A 25,331-nucleotide genomic window follows, 5' to 3' on the forward strand; every position below is an offset into this window, starting at 1 on the left:
CCTCTTATGAAGAAATTTTATGAACGGCTCTCCATGACTTCAACTGTCCTTTGCTTAATGGGATCAAGCTCCTTGCTCAATACAGGAATCGGCTCGTGAAAGTGCACGCTGATTTGATTGAATGGGAGTGGAACCATGTACTTATCCCAGCGCCTTGTCAGTCGGATTTTTCTCTTTACCTCAATGGAGACGGGGACGATGCGTCGTTTGGAAACACGGGCAAGGATATAGGAAAAATCCTTTGGCACATGATAGGGACCAAGCGGGCCGTCAAATGCCAAAGCGAGATGACCTCCATCAGCTCCATTGATTTTTTTGCGTATTTTAAAAAGAAAGCCTCCCCCAACAGATTCATCGGGAACTCGGAGCGGGGTATATCCGAAATATTCACAGAGATTGGCGATATAGTCGCCTCTTCTATTGCTTGTTGTAATCACAAAGATATTTGTTCCTTTCAGCGCAGGAATGATGCAATAGCTGTCCCCATGCCAAAATCCTAGAACAAACCTTTCTTCTTCGCAGGTAATCATGGACTTCCCTGTATAGCGGACCTGGCTTGTTCGGTATACAAGGTCAATATAGTTGGTGGCCAGCCAGTGAAATAATTTATCTCCATAACACTTAAACTCAATCATTTGAAATCACGTCCCTTGATGATTCTTCTTGTACGACAGCAGTATGCCTCATCTCATAATCCTTTTGTGCCTCATGATAGGCAGAGACGGCCTCCTTCGCCATATTGGGAATGGAATATCGTTTGGCAAAATGATAGGCTCGTGAGGACATTTCCTCTCGCTCTTTTGGATGCTCCATTAGATAGATCACTTTCTTTGCCCATTCCTCTATTCTCTCGATGGTTTTGTAGCCATTCTCCCCATTGACCACGACATCATCAATGCCGCTTGAGGCGACTGCGACAACTGGACAATGACCGGCCATAGCCTCCAGAATGACCATCCCCTGTGTTTCTGATTTTGAGCTGAAGAGGAAGAGGTCAGAGGCTTGATAGTACTGATTGACTTCCTCAGGGGCCACTGAGCCGATGAGCACCACGTTTTCCTCTAGGCCATCCTCTTGAATTCGCTGCTTTAGATGCTCCTTTTCAGGGCCGTCTCCAACGATGATACAGCTGAAAGGTACATCGGTATGGTGTTTAATATAGTGAATGGCATCAATTAGGAAGAAGATGTTCTTCTCCTGGGCAAGCCTCGATACGGAGCAGAGCAATAGCTCTCCTTCCTGTACGAAGGATTGTCGCAGGCTCATCACGCTGTCAACAGTGCTGTGCTGATAGTCATCAAAATCAATGGCTGTTGGCAAGACGGCGATATGGCGGCTTACACCAATATTGGACAAATATTCTTTTGCTGTCGTGGTCGGCGCCACGATGGCATTGCAGTTTTGCGCGAAATGCTTCACCATTTTATGCGAAAGTACATTTTTGAAATATAGTTTTAGGACCGGCAGGAAGCGGTAGTAGCTATCAAACCGTGTATGATAAGTGAAAACAACTGGTATTTGATATTTCCTCGCCAATTGCATGCCCTTTTTCCCCATCCAGAACGGGTGATGCACATGAACGATATCAAATGGATGCGCCGCGAATGCTTCCTCGATCTTGGTCGAATAGATATTGACAATCGGGAAGTTGAACACCTTTGTTTTACGGTACCACATGAGCTCGCAGCGAATCGTATATGGGTCATCCTCCTGCTGATTTAGTCCAGGGTATTTTGGCGCAAAAATATACACCTCATGGCCTTGCTCTCTCAATCCCTTCGCCAGACGGTGGATGGAATTCGGTACGCCGCCGATGAAAGGCAAATAGGTATTGGTAAACATGGCAATCGTGAGCTTTTTGTTCCTTGGTCCCTGCTGATTGGGATGCGTGAAATCCCGGTAATAATTCACCTCTTTCGTTGCTTGGATGTAAAGGACGATGGCTAAAAGTACGAGTATACTGACCATGATGGTGAAGTTTGTCCGATTTGTGTAGAAAAGTGAATGGATGAAGATCCAAACATTCTCCATGGTGTTCAGGATTGGGGAGCTCTGGCCCCCTTGCTTAACAATGCCGTATTGAACTTCCTCGCCGCTGACGGTGATTTTCATATAATGATAGAAGCTATTCTTCTCCTTGGAGAGGAGCGGCCCGCCAGCCCCGCCGCTGACATAATAGCCCACCCCGTCTATTTCCCGTTCGTCATAGATGGAAGGCCCTGAGGCAAATACGGCATCCACCTTATACTCGGCAAATATACTCGTTAAGAAATGCCGGAAGCTGTCGCTTTGTATGTATTGGTCCGTATCATCTGATGAATCATGAATGACATACGGAGCTTTGTTGAGAAACACGAATATATGGCGGCAGCCAGAGGCTTGTTCCAGTTCCGTCTTAAGCCATTCCTTTTGCAGTTCCTCTGATGTTTGCCCGGTTGTATCCAGGAAAATAAAATACGATTCACCGAGCTGGTAGGAGAAATAAAAGGGACCGAATTGCCGGTAAAAGCGGAGGGCCCCGCGGTCTGTCATTTCGGTCTGTCCGAATCCGGTAATGGTCGGTACTTGAATCTTCTCAAAGCTTTTATTCAAGATCCGGTATTTATCCTCTGAACCGTCCAAAACCGCATTACCGGTTGAGATAACAAAGTTAATATCCGAATCCTCGTTGATGGTATTGACCATTCGTTTATCAAAAATATCAATAGAATTCTTGATGTTACCGAGGACAGCGAATGTATATGAATCAGTGTCCTCCATTCTCCTTATCTCTTTAATGCTAGTAACATTAGCTGTATTTGCCTCAGGTTCAAAGGCATATAAATACCCTTTGTATCCAAGGACAAGTACTAATATTACTATATCGATATATAATAAAAACTTGACCTTTTTCCTCATATCCTTCAGCCCTTTGTATGGATTCTTGCTGATAATAGTTTAGAAGTTTTTCTATATAAGAGAGACTATGATTTATACTCAATTCCCCGAAAGGAGCCTGATAAAACTATTCTTATATATTTTTGGGTCATATCAGATTTGTGGATTTAGGTATATCGGCCATTTTCGACTTGAAATGAAATCCAGGAATAAAGGCTTTGATGCGGCAGTTTCGACGATTGAGAGGATGATTGTAAGCGGATGTTTCAATAGGCAAAAAGGATTGTCAGCATCTGTGAAGAATATTTACAAATAGAATCTATCTGAAGTGAGCACAGATGAACAGGATTACCCGCTGCCAGGTTGGTAGACTGAGCAATGAGAGGAGGAGCTCATATGGAGGGCCTGCAACGAATGATTGATGGCATTCATTATATCGAGAATCATCTGACAGATGAGCTGCGGATAGAGGAGATTGCGGCTGCTGCTTGTATGTCGAAATTCCACTTCCAGCGGCTGTTCAGCATGCTGACAGGCTATACAGTCAGTGAGTATATCCGCAATCGGCGGCTCACCGTTGCTGCACAGGAGCTTATTCATACAAAGGCAAAGGTCATTGATGTGGCAATGAAGTATGGCTATGACAGTCCAGAGTCATTCACAAAAGCCTTTCAGCGCATCCATGGTATCACGCCGTCAGCAGTCAGGAAAGACAGCCGATTCTTAAAGGCTTATCCAAGACTCTCCTTTCAAATTCAGATAAAGGGTGATGTGGAAATGGAGTACAGGATGGAGGAAAGAGCGGCCTTTACGGTCGTAGGAAAGAGCATTCGGACATCGGCAGAGGGAGGTCAGAACCATCAGGATATTGCAGCCTTTTGGATTGAGGCGAATAGGAATGGATTGGCCGCAGAGCTTGCGATGCATTCGGGTCCGCTTGGTCTTTTAGGTATCTGCCTTGATTTCGATCAGCTGCAAGAGAATTTATCTTATATGATTGCTGCTGAGAAGCGGGATACACCTATTCCTGCGGGATGGGAGGAGCGGGTGATTCCAGCGGCAGTCTGGGCTATCTTTCCGGTGAAGGGTGCTATGCCAAAGGGATGGGAGCGCATTTTCTCTGAATGGTTCCCGTCTACTGGCTATGAGCATGCAGGAGGGCCGGAGATGGAAGTGTATATGTGCGATGGAGATCCTTCCTCGGATGATTATTATAGTGAAATTTGGATACCGGTTAAGAAGGATAAATAATAAAAAGGTTCGAAGTCCACAAAGACTTCGAACCTTCCGTTTGTTCATTAATCACTGCTGGAAGACTCTTCGCGAATCTCGCCAACGATGTTTTCTAATATATCCTCCATTGTCACGAGACCGGTAATCTGTCCTGTCTCGTTAGTCACGATAATCATATGCATCCGGTTCTTTTGCATCTCCAATAGCACGCTCTTGATTGATGCAGTTTCTGGAAATGACGGAATCTCATGAATGAAATGTGTGACAGCTTGATTGCGTCCGGCTGCGATATTGGTGAGCATTTCCTTCGTATTAATGAAGCCAATGATATGGTCTGAACCTGCAGCCTCCATCACTGGGTACCGGGTATATTCCTGTTGATTAAGGACAGTGATGATATCATCCACAGTCATCTGTTTCGTCAGGTAGACCATTTCCGATTTTGGTATCATGATATCCTTTAATACACGGTCCTCGAATGAGAAGATATTTTGAAGGTACGAGAGCTCGGTTTCGTTGATCTCACCGCCCTTATAGCTTTGGGTGACAATCAGCTGAAGCTCTTCCTCTGAATAGACCGTCTCATGACCAGCAGGCTTCACGCCAAACCATCTGAGGAATACACGTGATGAGCCGTTTAAGAACCGAATAATCGGATTGGTGATTTTTCCAAACCAATAAAGCGGAGCAACGAGCATTAAGGTGACTCGTTCAGAATATTGAATGGCGAGTGTCTTCGGTGCCAATTCGCCAAAGACAACATGCAAGAATGTGACAATCGCCAGGGCAATCGCATAGGAAAGCACAGTTGCTAATGCATCTGCAACCTCAAATCTCTCGAAGACCGGGTGGAGCAATTTCTCAACGGTCGGTTCTCCTAATGCTCCGAGTACCAATGCTGTAATCGTAATCCCAAGCTGGCAGGCAGATAAATAGTAATCTAGGTTTCCGGTCACCTTCTTTGCCAAGACCGCCTTTTTATTTCCCTCGGCAATCAGCTGGTCAATTCTCGACATCCGCACCTTCAAAATAGCAAATTCTGCTCCGACGAAGAAAGCCGTCAATCCAATAAATACAACGACCAAAAATAAGTTTAAAGCAATTAATCCGTCCAATTAGTTCCTTCTGTTTAAGAAGGATTCACCTCCAAATGAATTAAGATCGTATTCTATTAAAGCTTCCGCAGGGTTACTTGTTTGATAGAGTGGTTGTCCATTTTTTCAACCGACCACACGTATTCCCCATGTTTCACTTCATCACCTTCATGGACTTCTTCGATGCTTTGAAGATGAATCCAGCCAGCGATTGTATCCACATCATCACTTTCTTCAAATGTCAGTCCAAATCGATCTTCAATCTCGTCTAATAGGACGCGGCCGTTCATGAGATAGCGATGCTCTCCAATGGCCTGTATATCTGCTGTCTCTTCTTCGTCAAATTCATCCCGAATCTCTCCAACGATTTCCTCGAGCACATCCTCCAATGAAAGGATTCCTGAAGTACCGCCATATTCATCAATGACAAGGACCATATGAACCTGTTCCCTTTGCATCGTCAAAAGAGCATCCTGAATCCGTGTTGTCTCAAGTACGAATGGTAATTCCCGGACGAAATCCTCCGGCTTAGAATCCCGTTTCGCAACAATCTGAGTGAGCATCTTCTTGACGTTCAGGATTCCAACAACTTTATCTTTATCCCCGTCCTCAACAACAGGATAGCGGGTGTAATTATTCTCATCCAAAATAGAAATGATTGTGGGATAGTCCATGCCTTTATCAAGTGTAACCATCTCTGTACGCGGAACCATAATATCCTTTGCGACACGTTCATCAAAGGAGAAGATATTCTCCATATAGGAGAGTTCTGTCTTATCAATTTCCCCGCCCTGGAAGCTCTGGGCCATGATTATCTTCAGCTCTTCCTCTGAATAGGCTTCATCATGTCCGGCAGGCTTTACCCCAAATAATCGCAGGAAAAGACGAGATGTTCCGTTCAATGCCCATATGAAGGGGCTCATGATTTTCCCAAACCAGTAAAGAGGCGGGGAAAGAAGAAGGCTCATTCGTTCAGCATATTGAATGGCCAATGTCTTCGGCGCCATTTCCCCAATGACAACATGGAGGAAGGTGACGAGTATAAAGGCAATTGCATAGGAGAGGGCAGAGGATAGAGCCTCTGAAACATTTAAGACATCAAATAATGGGTACAATATTCTTTCAACAGCCGGCTTCCCAAGCGCACCAAGCCCAAGGGCGGTAACGGTGATGCCGAGCTGACAGGCAGACAGGTAATAATCGAGGTCGCTGGCCACTTTCTTGGCTGTAAGGGCTTTTTTATTTCCTTCAGCGATTAATTGGTCGATCCTAGACATGCGGAGTTTGACGACGGCAAATTCAGCCCCGACAAAAAAAGCGGTCATAATGAGTAAGATGATCAAAAGTATCAAATTTGTGAACGTAATTATATCCAATTACTTCCCTCAAATGAGGGATTCACCTCCAGGTTTATATTCTGAATCTATTTAATAGTTTGAAAATATTTGGCAGTATGGTGCCAAAGTACGTAAAACCTTGCTGTAACTAAGGTTTGATGGCCGGTAAGGCCGAATGAATCATGAGGTATTACAAACACGTTCCCAACGCGGCCACCTCCCTTTAATTATTATTTTGGCAAAAGTATAGCATATGGGTGAATTCGCCGTACAGTAAAATGATAGATGCTTTTATAGGAAAGAAAAAAGTGGAGAGAGGCAGTTTTTGAAGCATAGATAAAGGGTAAGTATAAGAATTTGAAGGGAAACATTCGGGAAAATTTATTATTTACATAATAGTATAATCTCGTTGAGTTGGATTAAATGTTAAGTTATGAACTTATGGACATAAAGTTTTGTTCAATTTTGAGCATGTATTGGAGTCCTGAACAAGCTGGGACATCGATGCTGCTATACAGGAAGAAATGAAAACATGGATTGTCATTGGAGGCTGAAGCAATGAGTATAAGTGAAACTGCGCATAAGAATCATGAAAAGCTCTTTCCGGAACGTCAATCAACCTGGAAGGTCACCGACCCTGAGCTGCTAGAGATCTTTGAGAACTTTGCCTTTGATGAGGTGATGGAGCATGGGAAGCTGGATGAAAAGACAAGAATGCTGGTTATCCTTGCTTCCTTGATTGCTCAGCAAACCTTAAGTGAATACAAGACCATGCTGGAGGCAGCCTTGAATGTCGGCGTAAAGCCGATTGAGGTAAAGGAGCTTGTCTATCAGTCGGTACCTTATTGCGGATTTGCTAAAGTAGTGGATTTCATCGACTCTACGAATGAAATCTTAATCAAGCGCGGCATTGAACTGCCATTGAAGCGGCAGGCAAAGGTCACGAGGGAGACGCGCTATGAGAAAGGGTTTGCCTTGCAGAAGGAAATCTTCGGGGATGAAGCGATTGAAACGATGTACCGGAATTGCCCGGATAATCAGCTGCCTATTCAGCGCTTTTTATCGGATAATTGCTTTGGAGATTATTACACCCGCCAAGGCTTGGATTTGCCAATGAGGGAATTGCTTACTTTCTCGATGATCCTTTCACTCGGCGGATGTGAGCCGCAGGTGAAGGGACATATTCAAGGAAATGCCAATGTCGGCAATGATAAAGAAATGCTATTTGATGTCATTGTGCAGCTGCTTCCTTATCTCGGTTATCCGCGGACATTGAATGCGATTCGCTGCTTGAATGAGGCTTTGCCTGATGAACAGTAATTCGTAACCACATATTTGAGAATGGAGATGGACATATGATGAAAGCATTGATTGTTTATTTCACTCGAAGCGGGAATACGGAAACCGTTGCTCATACTATTGCGAAGGAGACAGGGGCGGATACCTTTCATCTGCGGCCGGCCTTTTCTTATTCTTATGATTACGAGGAGTGTGTGGAGGAAGCGACTAGAGAATATGACCGCCATGCGCGTCCGCTTTTAGCATCTGTTCCTGAGAATATGGATCAATATAATGTGGTGTTCATCGGGTACCCTATCTGGATGGGAACCATGCCGATGGCCATGTTCACATTCCTTGAAGAAACAGACTTTTCCGGTAAGCGGATCATTCCATTTTGTACTCATGGCGGCAGCGGCTTAGGCCATAGTGAACAGGATATTGTGAAGCTCTGTCCAGAGGCGACCGTGCTAAAGGGTATCGCAATTGATGGACAACATGCGGGGTCAAGTGCGTACAAAATCGAAGAATGGCTGCACAGACTTGGGGTTGAAACCATCAGTCATCGCCGGGTTTGATTTCATTGAAGAATGAGGAAGGCTCTCTGCTTGCTTAAGCAGGGAGCTTTTTGCTAGGGGGGATTTGTCAGGAGGCAGCCCTGATGACGCTGTTTTGGTTCGTGGGTAGTTCGAAGGGCGTATGGTTTCGCCTATGCACTCGGTTTATCGCTCATCCCGCATGATTATCGCCCATACCGAATAATTTTCGCCCATACTATCGGATTATCGCTCATAAAGCTTAGATTTCGCCCATTAATGAAATGATTTCGCCCTTAAAACGCGCGAAAGAAAAAGAAGGCCAATTACAGCAGAAAGAGTCAAAATGGACAAGTTCGGGGTGTTTTTGCAGGAAATCATCTCCTTTCAGCTGGAAATCTGTCAGAAAGCAAACAAAAAGCCAGGCAATCCGCCTGGCCTAAACGTTCACTCTTTTAATGAAGAGGGAGGCAACGAAGCCTATAATGGTGATGACGACAAGGAAACTGAAGGCATATTGCACACCGGCAATCAAGGCTTCGGCGACGATGTTCTCACCCGCGGCTTCACCGCTTATCATGTAGTTGTGCTGGCCTTTTGTGAGCAGGCTGACAGAAACGGCGGTGCCGAGTGCGCCGGCTATTTGCATGAGGGTATTTACGATGGCGGTTCCATCGGGATAATATTTGCGCGGCAGCTGATTTAGGCCGTTCGTCTGCGATGGACTGCTGATCATGGTGACACCGATGATTAAGCCAATATGGAGCAGGATGAAAGCGGCAATCGAGATATCACGGGAAATACCTGAAAATAAAAATGTTGTCACAATGAGCAGCGCAAATCCCGGAATAACGAGCCATTTTGGTCCATATTTATCCATGAGACGGCCGATGACGACAGACATGATACCATTACAAGCTTCAGCTGGAAGTAAGATGAGCCCGGCAATCAATCCCGTTATTGCTAGTCCTGTTTTGAGAAACATCGGCAGCAGGATGGCCTGAGACATGATAATCATATGGCCGACGAAGACTGCGAAAAGGCCGAATACATACATAGGATATTTCAATACGCGCAGGTTCAAGAGAGGCTGCTCAATCTTGAATTGACGTTTGGAGAAGATGATAAGGGCAGTGAAACCAATCAAGATAGGCAGGATGACCTCTGTACTGACAAATTCTCCGCTGCCCTCGCCGGCTATGCTGAAGCCGAAGACGATCCCGCCGAATCCTAGGCTTGAAAGCAGGAAGGACGGGATATCAAATTTCAGTTTCCTTGGTACTGTGACGTTTTGCACGACCTTCCAGCCGAATGCGAGCAGGAGGAGAAAGATCGGCAAGGTTGTCCAGAAAATATAATGCCAGGTGAAATATTCAGTAATAAACCCGGAAAAGCTCGGCCCGAATGCTGGACCACAAAGGATGACCAGGCTCATAATGCCCATGACAGTCCCACGTCTTTTAGGGGGGAAAATCAATAGGAGAATATTAATCATGAGCGGCATTAAGATTCCGAGTCCGCTTGCTTGAATGATACGAGCAAGCAAAAGCAGACTGAAGGCTGGTGCCAGAGCGGCAACAAACGTCCCGAGTGAAAGCAAGGAGAGGGCGGTTATGTATAGCTGCCTTGTCGTATATGTTTGATTTAAATAGGCTGATAGAGGGACAAGAATCCCCATAACGAGCAAGAATCCTGTTGTGAGCCACTGTGCGGTGGCTGTTGAGATTTGGAAATCAGCCATGATTTCTGTGTAAGCCATATTTAAGGCTGTTTCGTTCAATAACCCTGTAAAGGCCGATAAAAGCAGAGCGGCCATAATGAGGGCTGGCTTTATATGTTGATTCGGTATTGGTTGATTCAATCGATTACGCTCCTCTAAGCTCAGGTGAAGGTGCTTTGTACATTAGTATAAGCACTTTTTCTGAAAATAAATATGGTGTCATAATAAATGAATCCTTTCATAGGAGCAATAATCCTTCTGTTTGGTATCACGCTTTATTTTTGATTATTCAAAAAATAGATAACAATCAATTCCTTTTTATGGTATAGTCTCTTTATATTGTTATTTCACAATCGAATAGCGTGTAAGAATTGGTGCCAAACGAATAGTTTGGCTTAAAAGGGAAGTACGGTGAAAGTCCGTCGCTGTCCCGCAACTGTAAATCGGAGTATATCGCAAAAAACCACTGCCACTTGAGCGGGAAGGTGCGATTAAAGTGCGTTGATGATGAGCCAGGAGACCTGCCAATTCCAGTACACACCAATACCTACGTGGAAATAGGAGGTGAAGCGTGCCGGATTGTTTCGGACACTGTACGAATCATAGGGATTAGGGCATGCTTGCCTTTCTTTATGCTGCGAACAATTAACAGCCATCTTCCAGGAGGGAGAGGGCTTTTGATGTTTTCTGAAAAACGATACAAGGGGAGGAGCTCGTAGGATGAAATGGACACGCACAGTCATCGGTTATCCGTATATTGGTGAGGATCGGGAATGGAAGAGATGCTTAGAGGCTTTTTGGAGGGGAGAGGTATCAGAGGAAACGTTTCTTGATCAGCTGAAGCAAATACGCTTATCCAGGCTGAAGAGGCAGATGGAGCTTGGAATCGATGTCATGACTGTTGGAGATTTCACGCTGTATGACCGGATGCTCGATACGGCGTTTATGTTTGGGATGATTCCAGCCCGTTATTCTGATGTAAGCAGATTATCGAATCTCTCCCTTTATTATGCCATGGCAAGGGGAGAAAAAGGGGCCGTTGCTTGTGAAATGACGAAATGGTTCAACACAAATTATCACTATATTGTTCCTGAATATGATGGCCAGGAACTTTACATAACGAACAATCGTCTACTTGATTGGTTCAAGGAGGCGAGAGATGAGCTTGGCGTTGTGACGAAACCGACGATGATTGGGCCGTATACCTTCATCAAACTTGCAAAGGGCTATGATGATTGGGAGGCATTGGCAGAACAGCTTATTCCGCTGTACAGCCAGGTGATTGCAGAGCTGATTAAGGAGGGTGCTGAATGGGTGCAGCTTGAGGAGCCAGCCTTGGTGCTGACATTGGATGAAGAGGAAGTAGCCTTCGTGAAATCGATTTATGAGAAGCTGGCTGCTGAAAAAACAGCGGGAAACATTATGCTGCAAACATACTTTGAAGGTTTATCAGTCTATGAGGAGTTGATTCATCTCCCTGTAGATGGAATTGGTCTTGATTTTGTTTCCGGCTATCTGCAAAATATGACCTCCATGAAGCAATTTGGGTTCCCCGCTGAAAAGGTGCTTGCCATCGGTATTGTGGATGGGCGCAATATATGGAAGGCTGATTTGGTGGAGAAGGCCGAATTGATCCAGTCCATCCTTGGAGTATTCAAAGCTGCGGAAGTATGGGTCCAGCCTTCCTGCAGTTTGCAGCATGTACCGGTATCCGCTTCGACGGAGCAGAAAATGGACGGGAATATTAAAGGGCTGCTCGCATTTGCTGATGAGAAAATCAAGGAAATTGATCAGCTTGTTACGTACTTTGAGAAGCCAGGGATAGTTCTTGGCGGAAATAGGAGAGCGGTGCAGCCGGCTGTCACAGGGGTGACTCTTGAATCAGAGGACTTTAAACGATCTTCACCCTATCCTGTTCGCCGAGATATTCAAGCGCAGAAGCTTAACCTGCCGATTTTCCCGACGACAACCATTGGCAGCTTCCCGCAGTCAAAGGAAGTGAAGGAAACGCGTAAGGCTTGGCGAAATAAGATCATTTCCGATGAATCCTATGAAGCGTTTATTGCACGTGAGACCGAGCGGTGGATTCGCATACAAGAGGATTTGGAACTTGATGTGCTTGTGCACGGAGAGTTTGAACGGACAGATATGGTTGAATATTTCGGAGAGAAGCTTGATGGCTTTGCCTTGAGTGAAAAGGCATGGGTGGTCTCTTATGGGTCTCGCTGCGTGAAGCCGCCTATCATTTATGGAGACGTGAAGTGGCTTGAGCCGATGACCTTGAAGGAGACGGCTGCTGCGCAAGCGATGACCGAGAAGCCGGTGAAGGGAATGCTGACTGGTCCTGTGACTATCTTAAACTGGTCCTTTGTCCGAGATGATATCCCGCGCAAGGATGTTGCTAATCAGCTTGCCCTTGCCCTTCGTAAGGAAATCGACTGCCTTGAGCAAGCCGGAATTACCATTATTCAGGTGGACGAACCGGCTTTAAGAGAAGGACTGCCCCTTCGAATGGTGGATTGGCAGGAATACCTGACATGGGCAATCCCATCCTTCCGCCTTGCAACATCAGGTGTCCAAGATGAAACGCAAATCCATACACATATGTGCTACTGTGATTTCCATGATTTTGTGAAGCCGATTGAAGCGCTCGATGTTGATGTAATCTCCATTGAGACATCAAGAAGCCATGGTGAATTCATTCAATCTTTACAGCATACGCCCTATGAAAAGGGAATTGGATTAGGGGTGTATGATATTCATAGCCCGCGTATTCCATCTACAGAGGAAATGCTTGAAATTATGCAGGATAGCCTCGAGGTGCTTGAACTAAGTCAATTCTGGGTTAATCCTGATTGCGGGCTGAAGACAAGGAGGGAGGAGGAAACGGTTGCCTCGCTCCGCCATATGGTCAGTGCTGCCAAGCAATTGAGAAGCTTTATTAAGATGAGACAATATTAACCGATAATAAGGACGCTCCCTGTACTTTTTCGTGTACAGTGGGTGTCTTTTTTCTTGGGTAGGAAAAATTAATTCCTTGTAATAGGGACCGATATTCGATATGATAGAAACACCATATATGGTCGATTATTTAACGATGAAATCAATATATAGTATTAGCTAGGGAATAAGATGCGTATAGACGCTTAATAGGGAAATCGATGAGAGTTCGATACTGCCCCCGCAACTGTAAGTGCTGACGAACTAAACATAGTCCACTGTATCGGGTTGTCTCCTTTTGGAGGTGATGATACGGGAAGGGTTTGGTGAGGGTGACGCACAAGTCAGGAGACCTGTCTTATTTTTTGAATTTCAATTTTCTCCGGGGAGTGAGGAAGGAAATGATGGCATTTGAGGGCTCATATTCGATATATGTGCTGTTCCTTGTTATCTTTTCACCCGCTCTACTCATAGAGCGGGTTATTTTTTTGCCTTCGGAGATAATTTCATAGATAAAGGGAGATGGATGCATTGATTATGGAACGGTTAAGGAAGACGGAAAGATTGATTGAAGAGACCGCCCAGGAGTATAAGCTGAATATCGATGAGCTGATGGAGATGATGGCCCGCGGCAAGGAGTCTGAGGCAATTGAGACAGCTCTTCATTATGCGCTCAATAAGATTGCGATGGATGCACCTGACTGGACGTTCCTCGCAGCCCGGCTTTATTTGCAAAAGCTGTATGCGGAGGCAGCGGAGAACCGCGGGTATAAGGAGGACCTTAAATACGGCTCCTTCTCTGAGTTGGTTCAGACGCTTGTCGAGAAGGGCATTTATTCAGCGGAGCTTACTCAGGCCTATTCGAGAAGTGAATTGGACGAGGCAGCAGCGGAAATCATGCCTGAAAGGGATTATATCTTCAACTACATAGGCTTGTTCTTGCTTGCGGACCGTTATTTAGCAAGAGATCATGAGCGCCGTCTCTATGAATTGCCGCAGGAGCGTTTCTTGGTGATTGCCCTGCAATTGATGAAAAATGAAAAGCCTGACGTTCGAATGAGCCTTGTCAAAGAAGCTTATTGGGCACTCAGTCATTTGTACATGACCGTTGCGACACCAACGCTTGCGAATGCCGGCAAGAGCTTTGGCCAGCTGTCCTCCTGCTTCATTGACACAGTTGAGGATTCTTTAGACGGCATTTATTTGAACAACTGGGATACAGCCCGTCTGTCAAAGGATGGCGGCGGTGTCGGCATCTATTACGGCAAGCTTCGGGCGCTAGGCTCTGATATTAAGAAATTCAAGGGCAACTCCTCCGGGGTCGTGCCATGGATTCGCCTAATCAATGATACGGCGGTCAGTGTCGACCAGCTCGGGCAAAGGCAGGGCGCAATTGCTGTTTACTTGGATGTATTCCATAAAGACATCATGAATGGGTTCCTTGATTTGAAAACGAATAATGGGGATGAGCGCCGCAAAGCTCATGACATATTCACAGGGGTATGTATTCCCGATTTATTCATGGAGCAGCTTGAAAAGGTGGACGAGAACGGGCGCAGCATCGGGGAATGGCACACATTCTGCCCGCATGAGGTAAAGAGCATCATGGGCTGGAAGGACGAGAACGGCAATCTGCTTGGCCTTGAGGACTTCTATGATGAGAACGATGAGAAATACTTTACGGAGAAGTATATGGAAGCCGTTAATCATCCGCTCCTTCCGCGCAGAACGTATCGTGCAATGGATATTATGGCACGCGTGATGATCTCCCAGCTGGAGACAGGCACACCGTATATTTTCTACCGTGATGAAGTTAATCGCCAGAATCCGAACAAGCATGTGAACGGGAAAGGCCGTACATCTATTTATTGCAGCAATCTATGTACAGAAATTGCGCAAAATATGTCGGCAACAACGATTGTGAAGGAATATGAGGATGAGGAAGGGAATTTGGTCATCGTCCGTAAGCCTGGTGATTTCGTTGTTTGTAATCTATCCTCTATCAACCTGGCAAAGGCGGTTCCAGCCAATGTACTGGAGCGCTTGATTCGTATTCAGGTCCGGATGCTGGATAATGTCATTGACTTGAATACTATCAGTGTCGGACAGGCAGAGAAAACGAATAAGAAGTACCGGGCGATAGGGCTTGGTACATTCGGGTGGCATCATCTATTAGCCTTAGAGGGCATTTATTGGGAATCAGAGGAGGCTGTCGACTTTGCTGACCGTCTGTATGAGGATATTGCGTATTACACCATTCAATCCTCTATGGAACTAGCGGAGGAGAAGGGAGCATACAGTAGGTTCAGCGGTTCGGAATGGGAGACCGGCCGTTATTTCGAACGAAAAGGATATGCGACACAGCGCTGGAGTGAGCTTCAGGCAGACATCCGAGATAAAGGAATGCGCAATGGCTGGCTCATGGCGGTAGCTCCAAACTCCTCAACAGCCAAAATCGGCGGGTCAACAGATGGAATCGACCCAATCTATGCGGTTGAGTATGCAGAGGAGAAGAAGAACTTTAAATTCAAGGTGACAGCTCCTGATATTAATCACCGAACCTATGAGTATTACAAGAAGAGCAGACATCAATTAAGCCAGGTGTGGAGCATCAGGCAGAATGCCGCTCGCGGGCGTCATATCGACCAGGGCATCAGCTTTAACCTGTATGTGAAGCATGATATTAAGGCGAAGGAGCTATTGAACCTCCATCTGGAGGCTTGGAAGAACGGCTTGAAAACCACTTATTATGTAAGAAGCACGTCACAGGCAGAAATAGAAGAATGTGAATCCTGCCATAGCTAAAAGGAGAGAGACTGATGGTGAACGAAACGCTGAATAAAATTAAACTATTAAACCCGGAATATCCGAATAAATCAACTGGCATCATTAATGGAAAAACATCCGGTCTATTGAACTGGAATGATATTGCCTATCCGCAAATGTATGACCTGTATCAAACCCTGCTCTCTAACTTCTGGAAGGCACAGGAGATTAATATGCAGGATGATATTAAGCAATGGGATTCCTTGAGTGAGACGGAGAAGGATGTGTTTCTCCGTATTAATACCCAGTTGGCTTCCCTTGACAGCTTGCAGACACCGACGATGAGTCAGGTCATGGACTATGTCACAGACTCGAGCTTCAAGGCTATCTTCGCGGTCATTTCCCAGCAGGAGGCGGTTCATAATGAATCGTACTCCTATATCCTCAGCTCGCTTGTGCCGCTGCAGGAGCAAAACAAACGCTTCAATGAAGCGAAAGATGACCCAATTGTACAAAAGCGTAATAAGCTGATTTTGGATGCGTATGAGCAGTTCCGCAATGAGCCGACACCGCTGCATCTGTTTAAGCTTGCGGTCAACTCAATTAATCTGGAGGGAGTTTATTTCTACGCTGGTTTTGCTTTCTTCTATCATCTAGCACGCCACCAAAGAATGCTGAAGACGAGTACGATGATCAGCTATATCCAGCGTGATGAAATGCAGCATGCTTATTTCATCTCCCAATTCATCCGTATTTTGCTGACGGAAAATCCGGAGTTGAATACAGATGAGAATATTGAATATATTTACCGCACGATTGGAGAGGCGGTTGAGCTTGAGAAGGAGTGGTCCCGTTTCATTCTGAAGGATATTGAGGGCATTGACCTGGATGAGTTCGAGAACTATGTGGAGTACTTGGCTAACAAGCGCTTCCGCCAGCTGGGACTTAAAAATCTTTATCCGGAACGCAATAACCCAATGCCATGGATTCATGTATTCAGCGATGAGATGATTAATGAAACGAAGTCTGATTTCTTTGAGCAGAAATCACGTACCTATACGAAGGTTACTCAGTCAAATGGATTTGATGAGCTCTAATGAAGGCTGCTATTATCTATACGTCGAAAACAGGGAACACAGAGGAGCTTGCACTTGAATTGCGGACTCACTTTTCTCGGCGCATTCATACAGATTTGTTTACGATTAATCGTTTTCCACTAAGCCAGCTGCATGAATATGAGGCGATTATCATTGGCACCTATACGTGGGGAGACGGAGAGATTCCCCTTGAGATGATGTCGTTATATCAATGGATAGAGCGGGAGGAGGCCAGCCATCTGACGACAGGTGTGTTCGGAACAGGCGACAGCTTCTATCCGAACTTCTGCGGAGCGGTCGATGAATTCAGGGACATGCTTTATGTCCACACCAATCTTGCCGCAACACTCAAGGTGGAACTTTCCCCGCAGGAGGGCGATTGGGAAAAGTGTGAGAAGTTCGCTGATATTCTAATGAATCGAATCAAACAGCCAGTATAATCTAAACAAAGAGGCATCTCGACGAGGAGATGCCTCTTTGTTTAGAAAAGAAGAATATAGGTGGATAATCTGAAAAAATCATAATTTATTTAGGATATTGCTTATGGATATTATCAAGATATAATTGTTATTGAATAGCAATATGGAATAATGGATGGAAGTGAATTATGGATAACTATAAGAAAGTTGATGTAAATCCCGAACATTTAAAATATGTAGAAAGATTACAAAGGTTGATTTGTGAAAGATTGGGAACAGAACCGCTAAGTGAATATGAGAAACCTGAAACCATGGTTGAACAAGCTTTATTTGTTTATATTGATATTATGGAGAAATATTATCGACTTGATGAGGCGGAATGGGATGAATTCGCTAAACAATGTGCTGGAGTGACTGACGCACCTAGAGATTTTAAGGATTTTAAAGAAATAGCAAGCGAAGTTCATGAATTATTAATAAAATAGTTTAGAGAAAATCAATCCTTTTAAGGCAATGTACTTAGTGTGCTCTCAGACTGCAGACAACATCCGTTTTCGGATTTGCCTGCTTTTTTTTGCCCAATCGCATGATATGCATGATCAGGGTTTGTTTTTTCTATGACTATTTTCTTTATGGACAAAAAATAATTTGAAAATTATGATTAGTGTATAAAGGGGTGGTTCATTTGGGGTAAGAATGGCTAAACAGCTGCTTCATTCATTTGCAGGTATAGGGTTAATGGTCATGGGGGTCATTTTGATAAGCGGCCTGCCTGCCTTATTTAGGGATATTGGTTTTCATTTCACAGATTATGTCGAAAGCATCAAGTTAGTATTTATGGCCCTGCTTTCTCCGCAGGATATGGACTATGGGGGCACCGGCAGAATGGTCTTTCCAGAAATACTAGGTCCCTATAGGACTACGTTAAGCCTAATGGCTGTCAGTCTTTTGGGCTCTCTATTCATTTCTTTTCTGCTCACCTATATAACGCTCTTCCTCGGAAGAAGGCATCTGTCTAAAATTGAATGGGTTTTGTCCCTTCTTCAAGCACTTCCAGATTTATTCTATATTGCGTTCTCTCAATGGATGATTGTCCTCATATATAAAGGTACCGGTATTCTCATTATGGATGTAGCGAGATATGGAACCTGGCAGAGTATGATGCTGCCGCTTGTATGTTTATCGCTTCCGCTAACCTTGCTGCTGACGAGATTTCTGCTTCAGCAATTTTTGGTGGAAAAGAAGAAGATGTATGCTGAATATGCCTCGTCAAAGGGATTCACTGAGCTGTATATATTCAACCATCACATCTTGCGCAATGTCCTATTCAGCTTAATCAATTATTCTAAAACCGTTTTATGGTTTATGATTTCGAACTTGATTATCATTGAATATTTATTTAGCATCAATGGAATTATTGGGTTTATATATCGCTATCTTACACCGGAGTTCTTTGCTATCGGTACGATTCTGCTCGCTGTGCCGGTTTTGATTGTGTATGATATGGCTCAGCTGCTTGTCCCTGAGAAGAGGAGGGATGAGGGTGTTTAAATATGTCGTTAGAAATAAATCCTTTATGACAGGCTTCTTATTCTTAAGTGTGTTAATACTTTTGAGCATTGGCAATACCCTATTGAATGATGGAGAAATCCGCCAGGAAACATTTATATCAGATGAGAATGGAAATATCCTAGATGCACCGCCATATCCGCCGCTGACGGTTTTTCCGCTTGGGTCAGACCTAGAAGGCTATGATTTGCTCCATATGATGATTGAAGGGGCAAAGATAACGATTGGAATTGCTCTTTTCATTGCTGTTTTGCGTATTGTGGTTGGTCTTTTGATTGGCTCTCTTCTTGGTGTATATGCGAGAAGGTGGATTGGCCTCTTTGAAAAGGTATTCTCTAGTTTCACTTTAATTCCACTCACGCTTGTGGCCGCCTTTTTGCTGCATAATGTATTGGTCATGCAGATGGATGGATTTGCTAATCCGTTTTGGAAGCGGGCCCTTTTTGAGGTGTTCATTCTAACGATATATGCTGTCCCAACATTGGCCATCTTTCAGGCGAATGAGATTAAGCGATTATATGGAGAGGACTTTATGGAAGCCGCCCAAGTGCTTGGCGGAGGCGGTTGGCATAAGATGAGGGTTCATATCCTGCCGCATTTAAAGGAAAATTTACTGCAGCTATCGATTCAGCAATTCATTCAAGTATTAATTGTTCTTGCTCATTTAGGGGTTCTTGACCTCTTTTTTGGAGGTACCTTTATCGATTTTAGCGGAGGTGGTCCACCAAAGTCGATGTATTACGAATGGTCAGGTTTGGTGGGGACGTATTTCCGCTCTCTTGCCTTCGATCCTTGGATTGCCCTCGTCCCAATTGCCTTTTTCACACTGACCATTCTTGCGGCTCAGCTAATGCTGAATGGACTAAAGAAAGCGAGTGAACAAGCGCATGAGGCGAGGAAGATAAGGCAGTCTCATACCTTGCCGCTTTCAAGCATACAGGCTGAGCAAGAGTTATTTGCCCTTCGCTCTGGAAAAGAAGCATAAAAAAACAGATTGCCTTATCATAAGGCAATCTGTCTATATCAGCTAATGGCTGTCCTTCTAACCAGCCATTTACGAATTTCCTCACATAGCATGAAGAGAACGGTAAAGATGGGAAGAAGAATGATGTGTTGCCATTCCAATGCAGCTGTTTCAAAGACGTATTGGAAGAATGGCGTATATGAAATTAATAAAAATAAAATAACCTCAAGGACGACTCCCCAAATCATCAAGGAATTCGGCTTATGGAAGGATTCATAGAATGGCTTCCTCATTGATCTTGATTCTAGGAGGTTCCCAATCTGGCAGGCGATTACTGCCCCGAACCCGAGCGTGATGGCATAGCTATAGGCATGCATAACATCAGCCGGTGCCGTATTCGTTGTGATGATATTGGTAAAGGAACGAATCTCCTCGAATGTATAGCCGAAATACCCCCAAGCAAAGAAAAAGGCGATGAATAGGCAGGCTGCCTCAATCATTCCAAGGAAGCCATAAGCCCTGAGTAATGATGGGCGGTCGAGAATATTGCTGTTTTTCTTCCTTGGCGGCTGGTCGAGAATATCATCATCCGGTAATTCTTTACCAAGTGAAATGGCTGGCAGGATATCTGTTCCAAGGTCAATGGCCAGAACTAATAGAACCGGCAGGGCAAGAGGGACATTGAATAATCCCATTACAAGGAATGGAATAATCTCCGGTACGTTTGAGGCTAATATATAGCCAATGAATTTCCGGATATTCTCATATATAGCCCGGCCTTCTTTAATGGCCTCCACAATTGTTGCAAAGTGGTCATCTAATAAAACGACATCAGAAGATTCAATCGCTGCATCGGAGCCGTTTTTGCCCATGGAAATACCGATATCCGCTTTTTTTAAGGCTAATACATCATTTATACCATCGCCAGTCGCTGCTACAACATGTCCGAGACTTTGATAAGCCGTGACAATTTTCAATTTATCCTGAGGTGTTGTCCGTGCAAAAATGACGGGATCATCCGTATCGATTTTCTTAGCCAGCTCTGCCTCGCTTAATCTCCGCAATTCCTCTCCCATAATGATGACATGCTTATCCTTCACAATGCCTGTCTGCTTCGCAATGGAAAGAGCGGTCTTGCTGTAATCGCCGGTAACGACCGTGATTTTGACACCTGCACGGTAGCAATCACGCACCGCTTCAAGCACGCCTTCTTTCGGCGGGTCGTACATAATGGCTAGACCAAGAAGCATAAGTGTATCTTCTTCAGGTCCTGAACAAGAAACGGCCAAGATACGGTAACCCTCGCTCGCCATTTTATCATTTACAGCATGAACCTCTTTGCGGTCTGCATCTGTCATCCTCACAGCTTGTCCATTTCGATAAATATAGGCGCATTTGCCTGTAATCTTTAATGGGTCGCCTTTTGTAAAGTTGATCAATTTACCGGCAGGGAATGTCTCAGCTGAGTCATTTTTTGCTAAGACGGTCATATATTTATTTTCGGAGCTGAAGGGCTGAAGGCTTTCCCTGGTGAAGTGTTTTTTCGTATCTTCCACGTTTACGCCATATTTCTCTGCCGCAATTAAAATGGCCGCCTCCGTTGGATTGCCTATGTATTCCCATTCATTCGAATCTTTCTCGGCTGTTTTTAGGACGGTCTCTGAACAAATAATTGCAGAGGTGAAAAAGCGCTTAAGTCCTGGCTGATTTCGATCGCTTACTCCGCTTAGCTTGCCGGCCTTCTCATACCCGTTGCCACTGATTTCAATTAATCCGTCTGGTGTCCATATCTTCTTCGCGACAATGGCATTCTGTGTAAGAGTCCCGGTCTTATCTGTGCAAATGACCGTTGTTGTACTAAGGGTTTCAACAGCCGATTGCTTTCTGACCAATGCATTTTTCTTAGCCATCCGCTGGACGCTCAACGCCAAGGAGAGGCTGACGGTTGGCATCAAGCCTTCCGGCACATTTGCCACAATCATCCCAATCGCAAAGATTAAAGCCTCATTGACTTCAATATCTGTCAGGAAGACGGATACACAAAAGGCTAAGATTCCGATGGTAACAGCAAATATCGCTAGGATTTTCGTGATGCGCTGGATCTGAATCTCCAATGTGCTTTTCTCACGCTTGATTTGGGTAGTCGTTTCGGTAATCATCCCGATTTGGGTTTGTTTGCCTGTCCCATAAACGACAGCCTTCGCTTCTCCGCCTGTAATGGAAGTCCCGGCGAATACTAAATTTCTGCATTCGCTGACGGTGTCAATATGACGGGTTTCTATGTTCTCGCTCCGGTTTACCGGCAATGATTCACCTGTCAGCATGGAGTTATTTACCATCAAACGATTAGATGAAATAATTCGGCAGTCAGCTGGCACTTTATCCCCAGCGGAGAGATTCAGGATATCACCAGGCACTAATTGGTCGGCGTCCATCGTTCGTACTTCACCATCCCGATAGACCTTCACCCGATTCGGCATCATTTCTGATAATGCCTGTAAGGCTTTGTCTGCCCGGTTTTCTTGAACGAATGAAAAGATGGCGTTAATCAAAATGATGGCCCATATTACATAGCTGAGCAAGGGTGTGCCGGAAATAAACGCAAGAATACTAGCCACCCAAAGCATAATGGCTAATAATCCGACAAGCTTCTCTAGAAAGCATTTAAGGGGATTGAAGGTTCTTTTTGTTTTCATTTTGTTATCCCCAAATATTTTTAATCTTGCTTGAGCTTCTGAATTTGATAAACCTGCAGAGCTTGTTTTTAAGGAAATGAGTACATAGTCAGCTTCTTTTTCAGCCCATTTGGTTGGATCTTTCTGAGTTATTTCAAGCAAAGAGCTTTCCTTAGGTCCTATATGGTCATATTCCATCTTGCTGCCTCCTTCCTGTCTAACAATTATCTTAACATAATTTTAAGTATTTTTTGATTATTAAAAATGATAGGGGGCAATCATACAGATTTGAAAAAGTTATACAGAGAGGGAGGTGAATTATTCGATGTGGGAAAACATTTGTTTAGTATTTTTCGTGCCATTGCGAAAAATAAATCAAAAAGTTTAGCTAATAAGAATGAAAGTTTGACAATTTCAACTGAACTTAAGGAAGATTTATACGGGAAATGCTTATGTTTTGTAGAAATTTTAAGGAAAAAAGACTGATGATACAAGTTTGAGAGTTACAAATAACGGCAAATAAAATGGTACATCCCGTTTATACTTGGATTAGTACCTAATTATTGAAAGGGCAAACTCATGGAAAAATGAGAACGCAAAGTTTCAGGTCTAAAGTAGTGTAAACTGCCACGATGGCTGAACTGCATGAGATACCAAATGTATTTTAGGAGGGAAGGGATAGGCGATGTTACTAATGTATAAATTGGAGTTAGATGGGGAATGGGTAGACTTGATGTTAGCTGCCCGCGAACTCGGATTAAGTAAGGAGGAAATAAGAGAGTTTCTAAAAACGAATCAAATGCCTGAGACTATCAAAGCTTCGACATAAAAAAACACTCACCATTGAATTGGCGAGTGACTGTTTTTTTTTCTGACGATTATTGTCTTATTTATCGGTATTACTTAGCTTCCATTTATTGAATTCAATGAATTCCCGGAATTGATCCTTAGAAACACCTGATTCCATTGCCTCTTTGACGAGATTCGCCCAATCCTGGTCCAGCGGATAGTCTTTTGGAGTATCGTGTAAGAGAACATCCAATGGAACATTAAGGACGGATGCAATCTTTTCAAGGAATTGAATGGAAGGATTCGTCTGTATGTTTCTTTCCAATGAACTCAAATAAGATTTTGCGACGCCTGCTTTCTCTGCAAGCTCAGTCATGGATAATTTCTTTTCCGTTCTTAATCTTTTGACACGATCACCAATCATCTTGCAAATTCCTTCCTGAACAGTATATTTAGAAAGTAATTAGTTCTAATTCATATTATAATAATAACATCCTTTATATTCAAATACCTATAGCCTTTTATCCTATATTACATGTTAATTGCGTTTCATTGATTACAGGTTATTGGCCGAAACAATTCTAATGAACTACATAATGTGCCAGAAAGGTGAAATATGTTAGAAGGAACAAGTCATTAGAACTAGAATAGGCGTGAAAAAAGGGTATATATCCCGTGGGCATCAATATGGTGAGAGAAGAGAGAGAAAAAGACAGCTAATTTGGGTCTTTTCTCCGTTTCTATGAACATACCATTATGGAAGTATATAATATTTACTTTTGCAGTAAGTGCAAAAAGAGAATAGACTGAGCCAAAAGAGGATAATTGCTTAAATTAGACGAACGGCACTCACTCAGCCAGATAAAAATAGCCCCATCAAAGGCAGATATGCATATGCCTTTGATGGGGCTATATAATTGGCTTTATTCAGCTTTCATATATTTTTTTAAGTCATCGCGTACAGTCCGGTCGGCAAGCTTTACGTTTGAGCGATAGGCTGCCCGGCAGATGATATGGCCTGCAACTGGAGCGGTCAAAAATACAAAGAATATTCCAAGAAGCAGCCGGATACTAAAGTAACCTTCGTCGATCCAAAAAAACATGAATGCTCCTAGAAGAATGAACAGCACTCCGAGTGTTGTGCTTTTCGAAGCGGCATGGGAGCGTGTATAGACATCTGGAAGCCTAATCAGTCCGACACCGCTTAGAAGAGTTAAGACTGTCCCTAAAAGGATAAAGCCGCCTGCAATCCACTCACTGATCATTTCCGCGTTCAATGACAACACCCCTTTCTATGAATCTAGCAAATGCAATGGTCCCAATGAAAGAAAGGATACCAAGCAGTAATATGATGTCCAAGAAAGCGTGCGATCTGAATAGTACGGACAAAATAGCCACACCTGAAATTAAGTGAATCCCGATTGAATCCAGTGCCATAACCCGGTCTGGCATGGATGGGCCTTTAAATAGGCGATAGATGGAAATCAGAATGGATAATGTCAGAATGAACAGTGCTAAAGTCAAAACGATTTCAAACATTATCGTGTAACCTCCTTAATCGCCTTTTCAAAGCTCGTTTTTGCCTGGATGATTGATTTTTTTGATTCCTCCATATCCATGGCGTGAATGAAGAATGTCTTATTGTCTGGGGAAATCTCAAGCACGACCGAGCCTGGCGTCAGCGATAATAATAGAGCCAATAGCGGTATCTCCCATTCCCCGCTCAAATCTGTTTTGACGGCAAACACTCCTGGCTGAACGTCTATTTTTCTGCGTGTAACCTGTCTAAGGACAAGCACGGTAGAAGATACGAGCTCTCTTAGGAATACATACAGCAGCTTCAATATGGAGAAAAATGTACCTAAATAGAAGGATGTACTGAAGAAACGACGCATGAAAAACAAAATGACAATTCCCACTAGATACCCGGCAAAGAACGAAGGGAAACTCCATTTATCCTGCAAAAGCATCCATAAGAAACCAATGAATATATTCAGTAAAACTTGAACGGGCACAACGGACCACCCCTTTTTTATG

22 protein-coding genes and 3 riboswitches are annotated in these 25,331 nt (G+C 44.0%); of the genes, 12 read left to right on the forward strand and 10 right to left on the reverse strand.

Going from position 1 to position 25,331, the window contains the following annotated elements; all coding sequences use genetic code 11:
- Positions 1-17: 17 nt before the first annotated feature.
- Positions 18-635: a lysophospholipid acyltransferase family protein gene (locus AC622_RS01425; RefSeq protein ID WP_049669446.1), complete on the reverse strand. Its 618-nt coding sequence runs from the start codon at positions 633-635 to the stop codon at positions 18-20.
- A complete protein-coding gene (locus AC622_RS01430; protein WP_049669447.1) occupies positions 628-2,898 on the reverse strand; it encodes a glycosyltransferase in 2,271 nt (756 codons plus the stop codon). The genes AC622_RS01425 and AC622_RS01430 overlap by 8 nt, the downstream gene beginning before the upstream one ends.
- 375 nt (positions 2,899-3,273) lie before the next feature.
- On the opposite strand from AC622_RS01430, the gene AC622_RS01440 reads away from it, so the two are divergent.
- The gene (locus AC622_RS01440) at positions 3,274-4,128 is read left to right on the forward strand and encodes an AraC family transcriptional regulator (protein WP_049669449.1); all 855 of its coding nucleotides are present in this window, start codon (positions 3,274-3,276) and stop codon (positions 4,126-4,128) included.
- 47 nt (positions 4,129-4,175) lie between these two features.
- On the opposite strand, the gene AC622_RS01445 is transcribed toward AC622_RS01440, so the two are convergent.
- On the reverse strand, positions 4,176-5,225 hold the full coding sequence (locus AC622_RS01445) for a hemolysin family protein (RefSeq protein WP_049669450.1): 1,050 nt from the start codon (positions 5,223-5,225) through the stop codon (positions 4,176-4,178).
- 56 nt (positions 5,226-5,281) lie between these two features.
- The gene (locus tag AC622_RS01450; protein ID WP_049669451.1) at positions 5,282-6,580 is read right to left on the reverse strand and encodes a hemolysin family protein; all 1,299 of its coding nucleotides are present in this window, start codon (positions 6,578-6,580) and stop codon (positions 5,282-5,284) included.
- A gap of 519 nt (positions 6,581-7,099) precedes the next feature.
- Here AC622_RS01450 and AC622_RS01455 point away from each other — a divergent pair.
- Positions 7,100-7,861, forward strand: a complete 762-nt coding sequence (locus AC622_RS01455) for a carboxymuconolactone decarboxylase family protein (RefSeq protein WP_049669452.1) — start codon at positions 7,100-7,102, stop codon at positions 7,859-7,861.
- Between the two features lie 35 nt (positions 7,862-7,896).
- Positions 7,897-8,397 carry a flavodoxin gene (locus AC622_RS01460; protein WP_197089890.1) on the forward strand — a complete coding sequence of 167 codons (501 nt, stop codon included), beginning with the start codon at positions 7,897-7,899 and terminating at the stop codon, positions 8,395-8,397.
- A gap of 397 nt (positions 8,398-8,794) precedes the next feature.
- Here AC622_RS01460 and AC622_RS01465 read toward each other — a convergent pair whose 3' ends face one another.
- Positions 8,795-10,171 (reverse strand): DHA2 family efflux MFS transporter permease subunit, encoded by a 1,377-nt coding sequence (locus AC622_RS01465; RefSeq protein ID WP_049672727.1) that lies wholly within the window; start codon positions 10,169-10,171, stop codon positions 8,795-8,797.
- Positions 10,172-10,430: 259 nt separating this feature from the next.
- Positions 10,431-10,618: riboswitch (cobalamin riboswitch) on the forward strand.
- 177 nt (positions 10,619-10,795) lie between these two features.
- Here AC622_RS01465 and metE point away from each other — a divergent pair.
- From metE to AC622_RS01500, 7 genes are all read left to right on the forward strand, one after another.
- Complete coding sequence (metE, locus tag AC622_RS01470; RefSeq protein ID WP_049669453.1) at positions 10,796-13,036, forward strand: 5-methyltetrahydropteroyltriglutamate--homocysteine S-methyltransferase; 2,241 nt, start codon at positions 10,796-10,798, stop codon at positions 13,034-13,036.
- A 152-nt stretch (positions 13,037-13,188) separates the two neighbouring features.
- Positions 13,189-13,390, forward strand: a riboswitch (cobalamin riboswitch).
- A gap of 162 nt (positions 13,391-13,552) precedes the next feature.
- Positions 13,553-15,820, forward strand: coding sequence for a ribonucleoside-diphosphate reductase subunit alpha (locus AC622_RS01475; protein WP_269431769.1), 2,268 nt, complete (start codon positions 13,553-13,555; stop codon positions 15,818-15,820).
- Between the two features lie 14 nt (positions 15,821-15,834).
- Positions 15,835-16,878 (forward strand): ribonucleotide-diphosphate reductase subunit beta, encoded by a 1,044-nt coding sequence (locus AC622_RS01480; protein WP_197089891.1) that lies wholly within the window; start codon positions 15,835-15,837, stop codon positions 16,876-16,878.
- Positions 16,878-17,318 (forward strand): flavodoxin domain-containing protein, encoded by a 441-nt coding sequence (locus AC622_RS01485; protein ID WP_049669456.1) that lies wholly within the window; start codon positions 16,878-16,880, stop codon positions 17,316-17,318. Before AC622_RS01480 ends, AC622_RS01485 begins: the two co-directional genes overlap by 1 nt.
- Positions 17,319-17,485: 167 nt before the next feature.
- Entirely contained in the window at positions 17,486-17,782 is a 297-nt protein-coding gene (locus AC622_RS01490; RefSeq protein WP_049669457.1) for a hypothetical protein, read from the forward strand.
- Between the two features lie 211 nt (positions 17,783-17,993).
- Complete coding sequence (locus AC622_RS01495) at positions 17,994-18,848, forward strand: ABC transporter permease subunit (protein WP_049669458.1); 855 nt, start codon at positions 17,994-17,996, stop codon at positions 18,846-18,848.
- Positions 18,841-19,851 carry an ABC transporter permease gene (locus AC622_RS01500; RefSeq protein WP_049669459.1) on the forward strand — a complete coding sequence of 337 codons (1,011 nt, stop codon included), beginning with the start codon at positions 18,841-18,843 and terminating at the stop codon, positions 19,849-19,851. The genes AC622_RS01495 and AC622_RS01500 overlap by 8 nt, the downstream gene beginning before the upstream one ends.
- A gap of 38 nt (positions 19,852-19,889) precedes the next feature.
- Here AC622_RS01500 and AC622_RS01505 read toward each other — a convergent pair whose 3' ends face one another.
- Positions 19,890-22,703 (reverse strand): cation-translocating P-type ATPase, encoded by a 2,814-nt coding sequence (locus AC622_RS01505; protein WP_049669460.1) that lies wholly within the window; start codon positions 22,701-22,703, stop codon positions 19,890-19,892.
- Positions 22,704-22,793: 90 nt separating this feature from the next.
- Here AC622_RS01505 and AC622_RS01510 point away from each other — a divergent pair, with 90 nt between their 5' ends.
- Positions 22,794-22,991 (forward strand): hypothetical protein, encoded by a 198-nt coding sequence (locus AC622_RS01510; RefSeq protein ID WP_049669461.1) that lies wholly within the window; start codon positions 22,794-22,796, stop codon positions 22,989-22,991.
- 74 nt (positions 22,992-23,065) lie between these two features.
- A riboswitch (cyclic di-GMP riboswitch) is annotated at positions 23,066-23,154 on the forward strand.
- A 45-nt stretch (positions 23,155-23,199) separates the two neighbouring features.
- The gene (locus tag AC622_RS20460) at positions 23,200-23,334 is read left to right on the forward strand and encodes an anti-repressor SinI family protein (RefSeq protein ID WP_156185532.1); all 135 of its coding nucleotides are present in this window, start codon (positions 23,200-23,202) and stop codon (positions 23,332-23,334) included.
- 57 nt (positions 23,335-23,391) lie between these two features.
- On the opposite strand, the gene AC622_RS01515 is transcribed toward AC622_RS20460, so the two are convergent.
- From AC622_RS01515 to AC622_RS01530, 4 genes are all read right to left on the reverse strand, one after another.
- Positions 23,392-23,718 (reverse strand): helix-turn-helix domain-containing protein, encoded by a 327-nt coding sequence (locus tag AC622_RS01515; protein ID WP_049669462.1) that lies wholly within the window; start codon positions 23,716-23,718, stop codon positions 23,392-23,394.
- Between the two features lie 499 nt (positions 23,719-24,217).
- Positions 24,218-24,559 (reverse strand): monovalent cation/H(+) antiporter subunit G, encoded by a 342-nt coding sequence (mnhG, locus tag AC622_RS01520; RefSeq protein WP_156185683.1) that lies wholly within the window; start codon positions 24,557-24,559, stop codon positions 24,218-24,220.
- A complete protein-coding gene (locus AC622_RS01525) occupies positions 24,549-24,833 on the reverse strand; it encodes a Na(+)/H(+) antiporter subunit F1 (RefSeq protein ID WP_049669464.1) in 285 nt (94 codons plus the stop codon). The genes mnhG and AC622_RS01525 overlap by 11 nt, the downstream gene beginning before the upstream one ends.
- Entirely contained in the window at positions 24,833-25,309 is a 477-nt protein-coding gene (locus AC622_RS01530; RefSeq protein ID WP_049669465.1) for a Na+/H+ antiporter subunit E, read from the reverse strand. Before AC622_RS01530 ends, AC622_RS01525 begins: the two co-directional genes overlap by 1 nt.
- Positions 25,310-25,331: the final 22 nt, after the last annotated feature.

This window comes from Bacillus sp. FJAT-27916 (assembly GCF_001183965.1).
Lineage (GTDB): Bacteria > Bacillota > Bacilli > Bacillales > Pradoshiaceae > Pradoshia.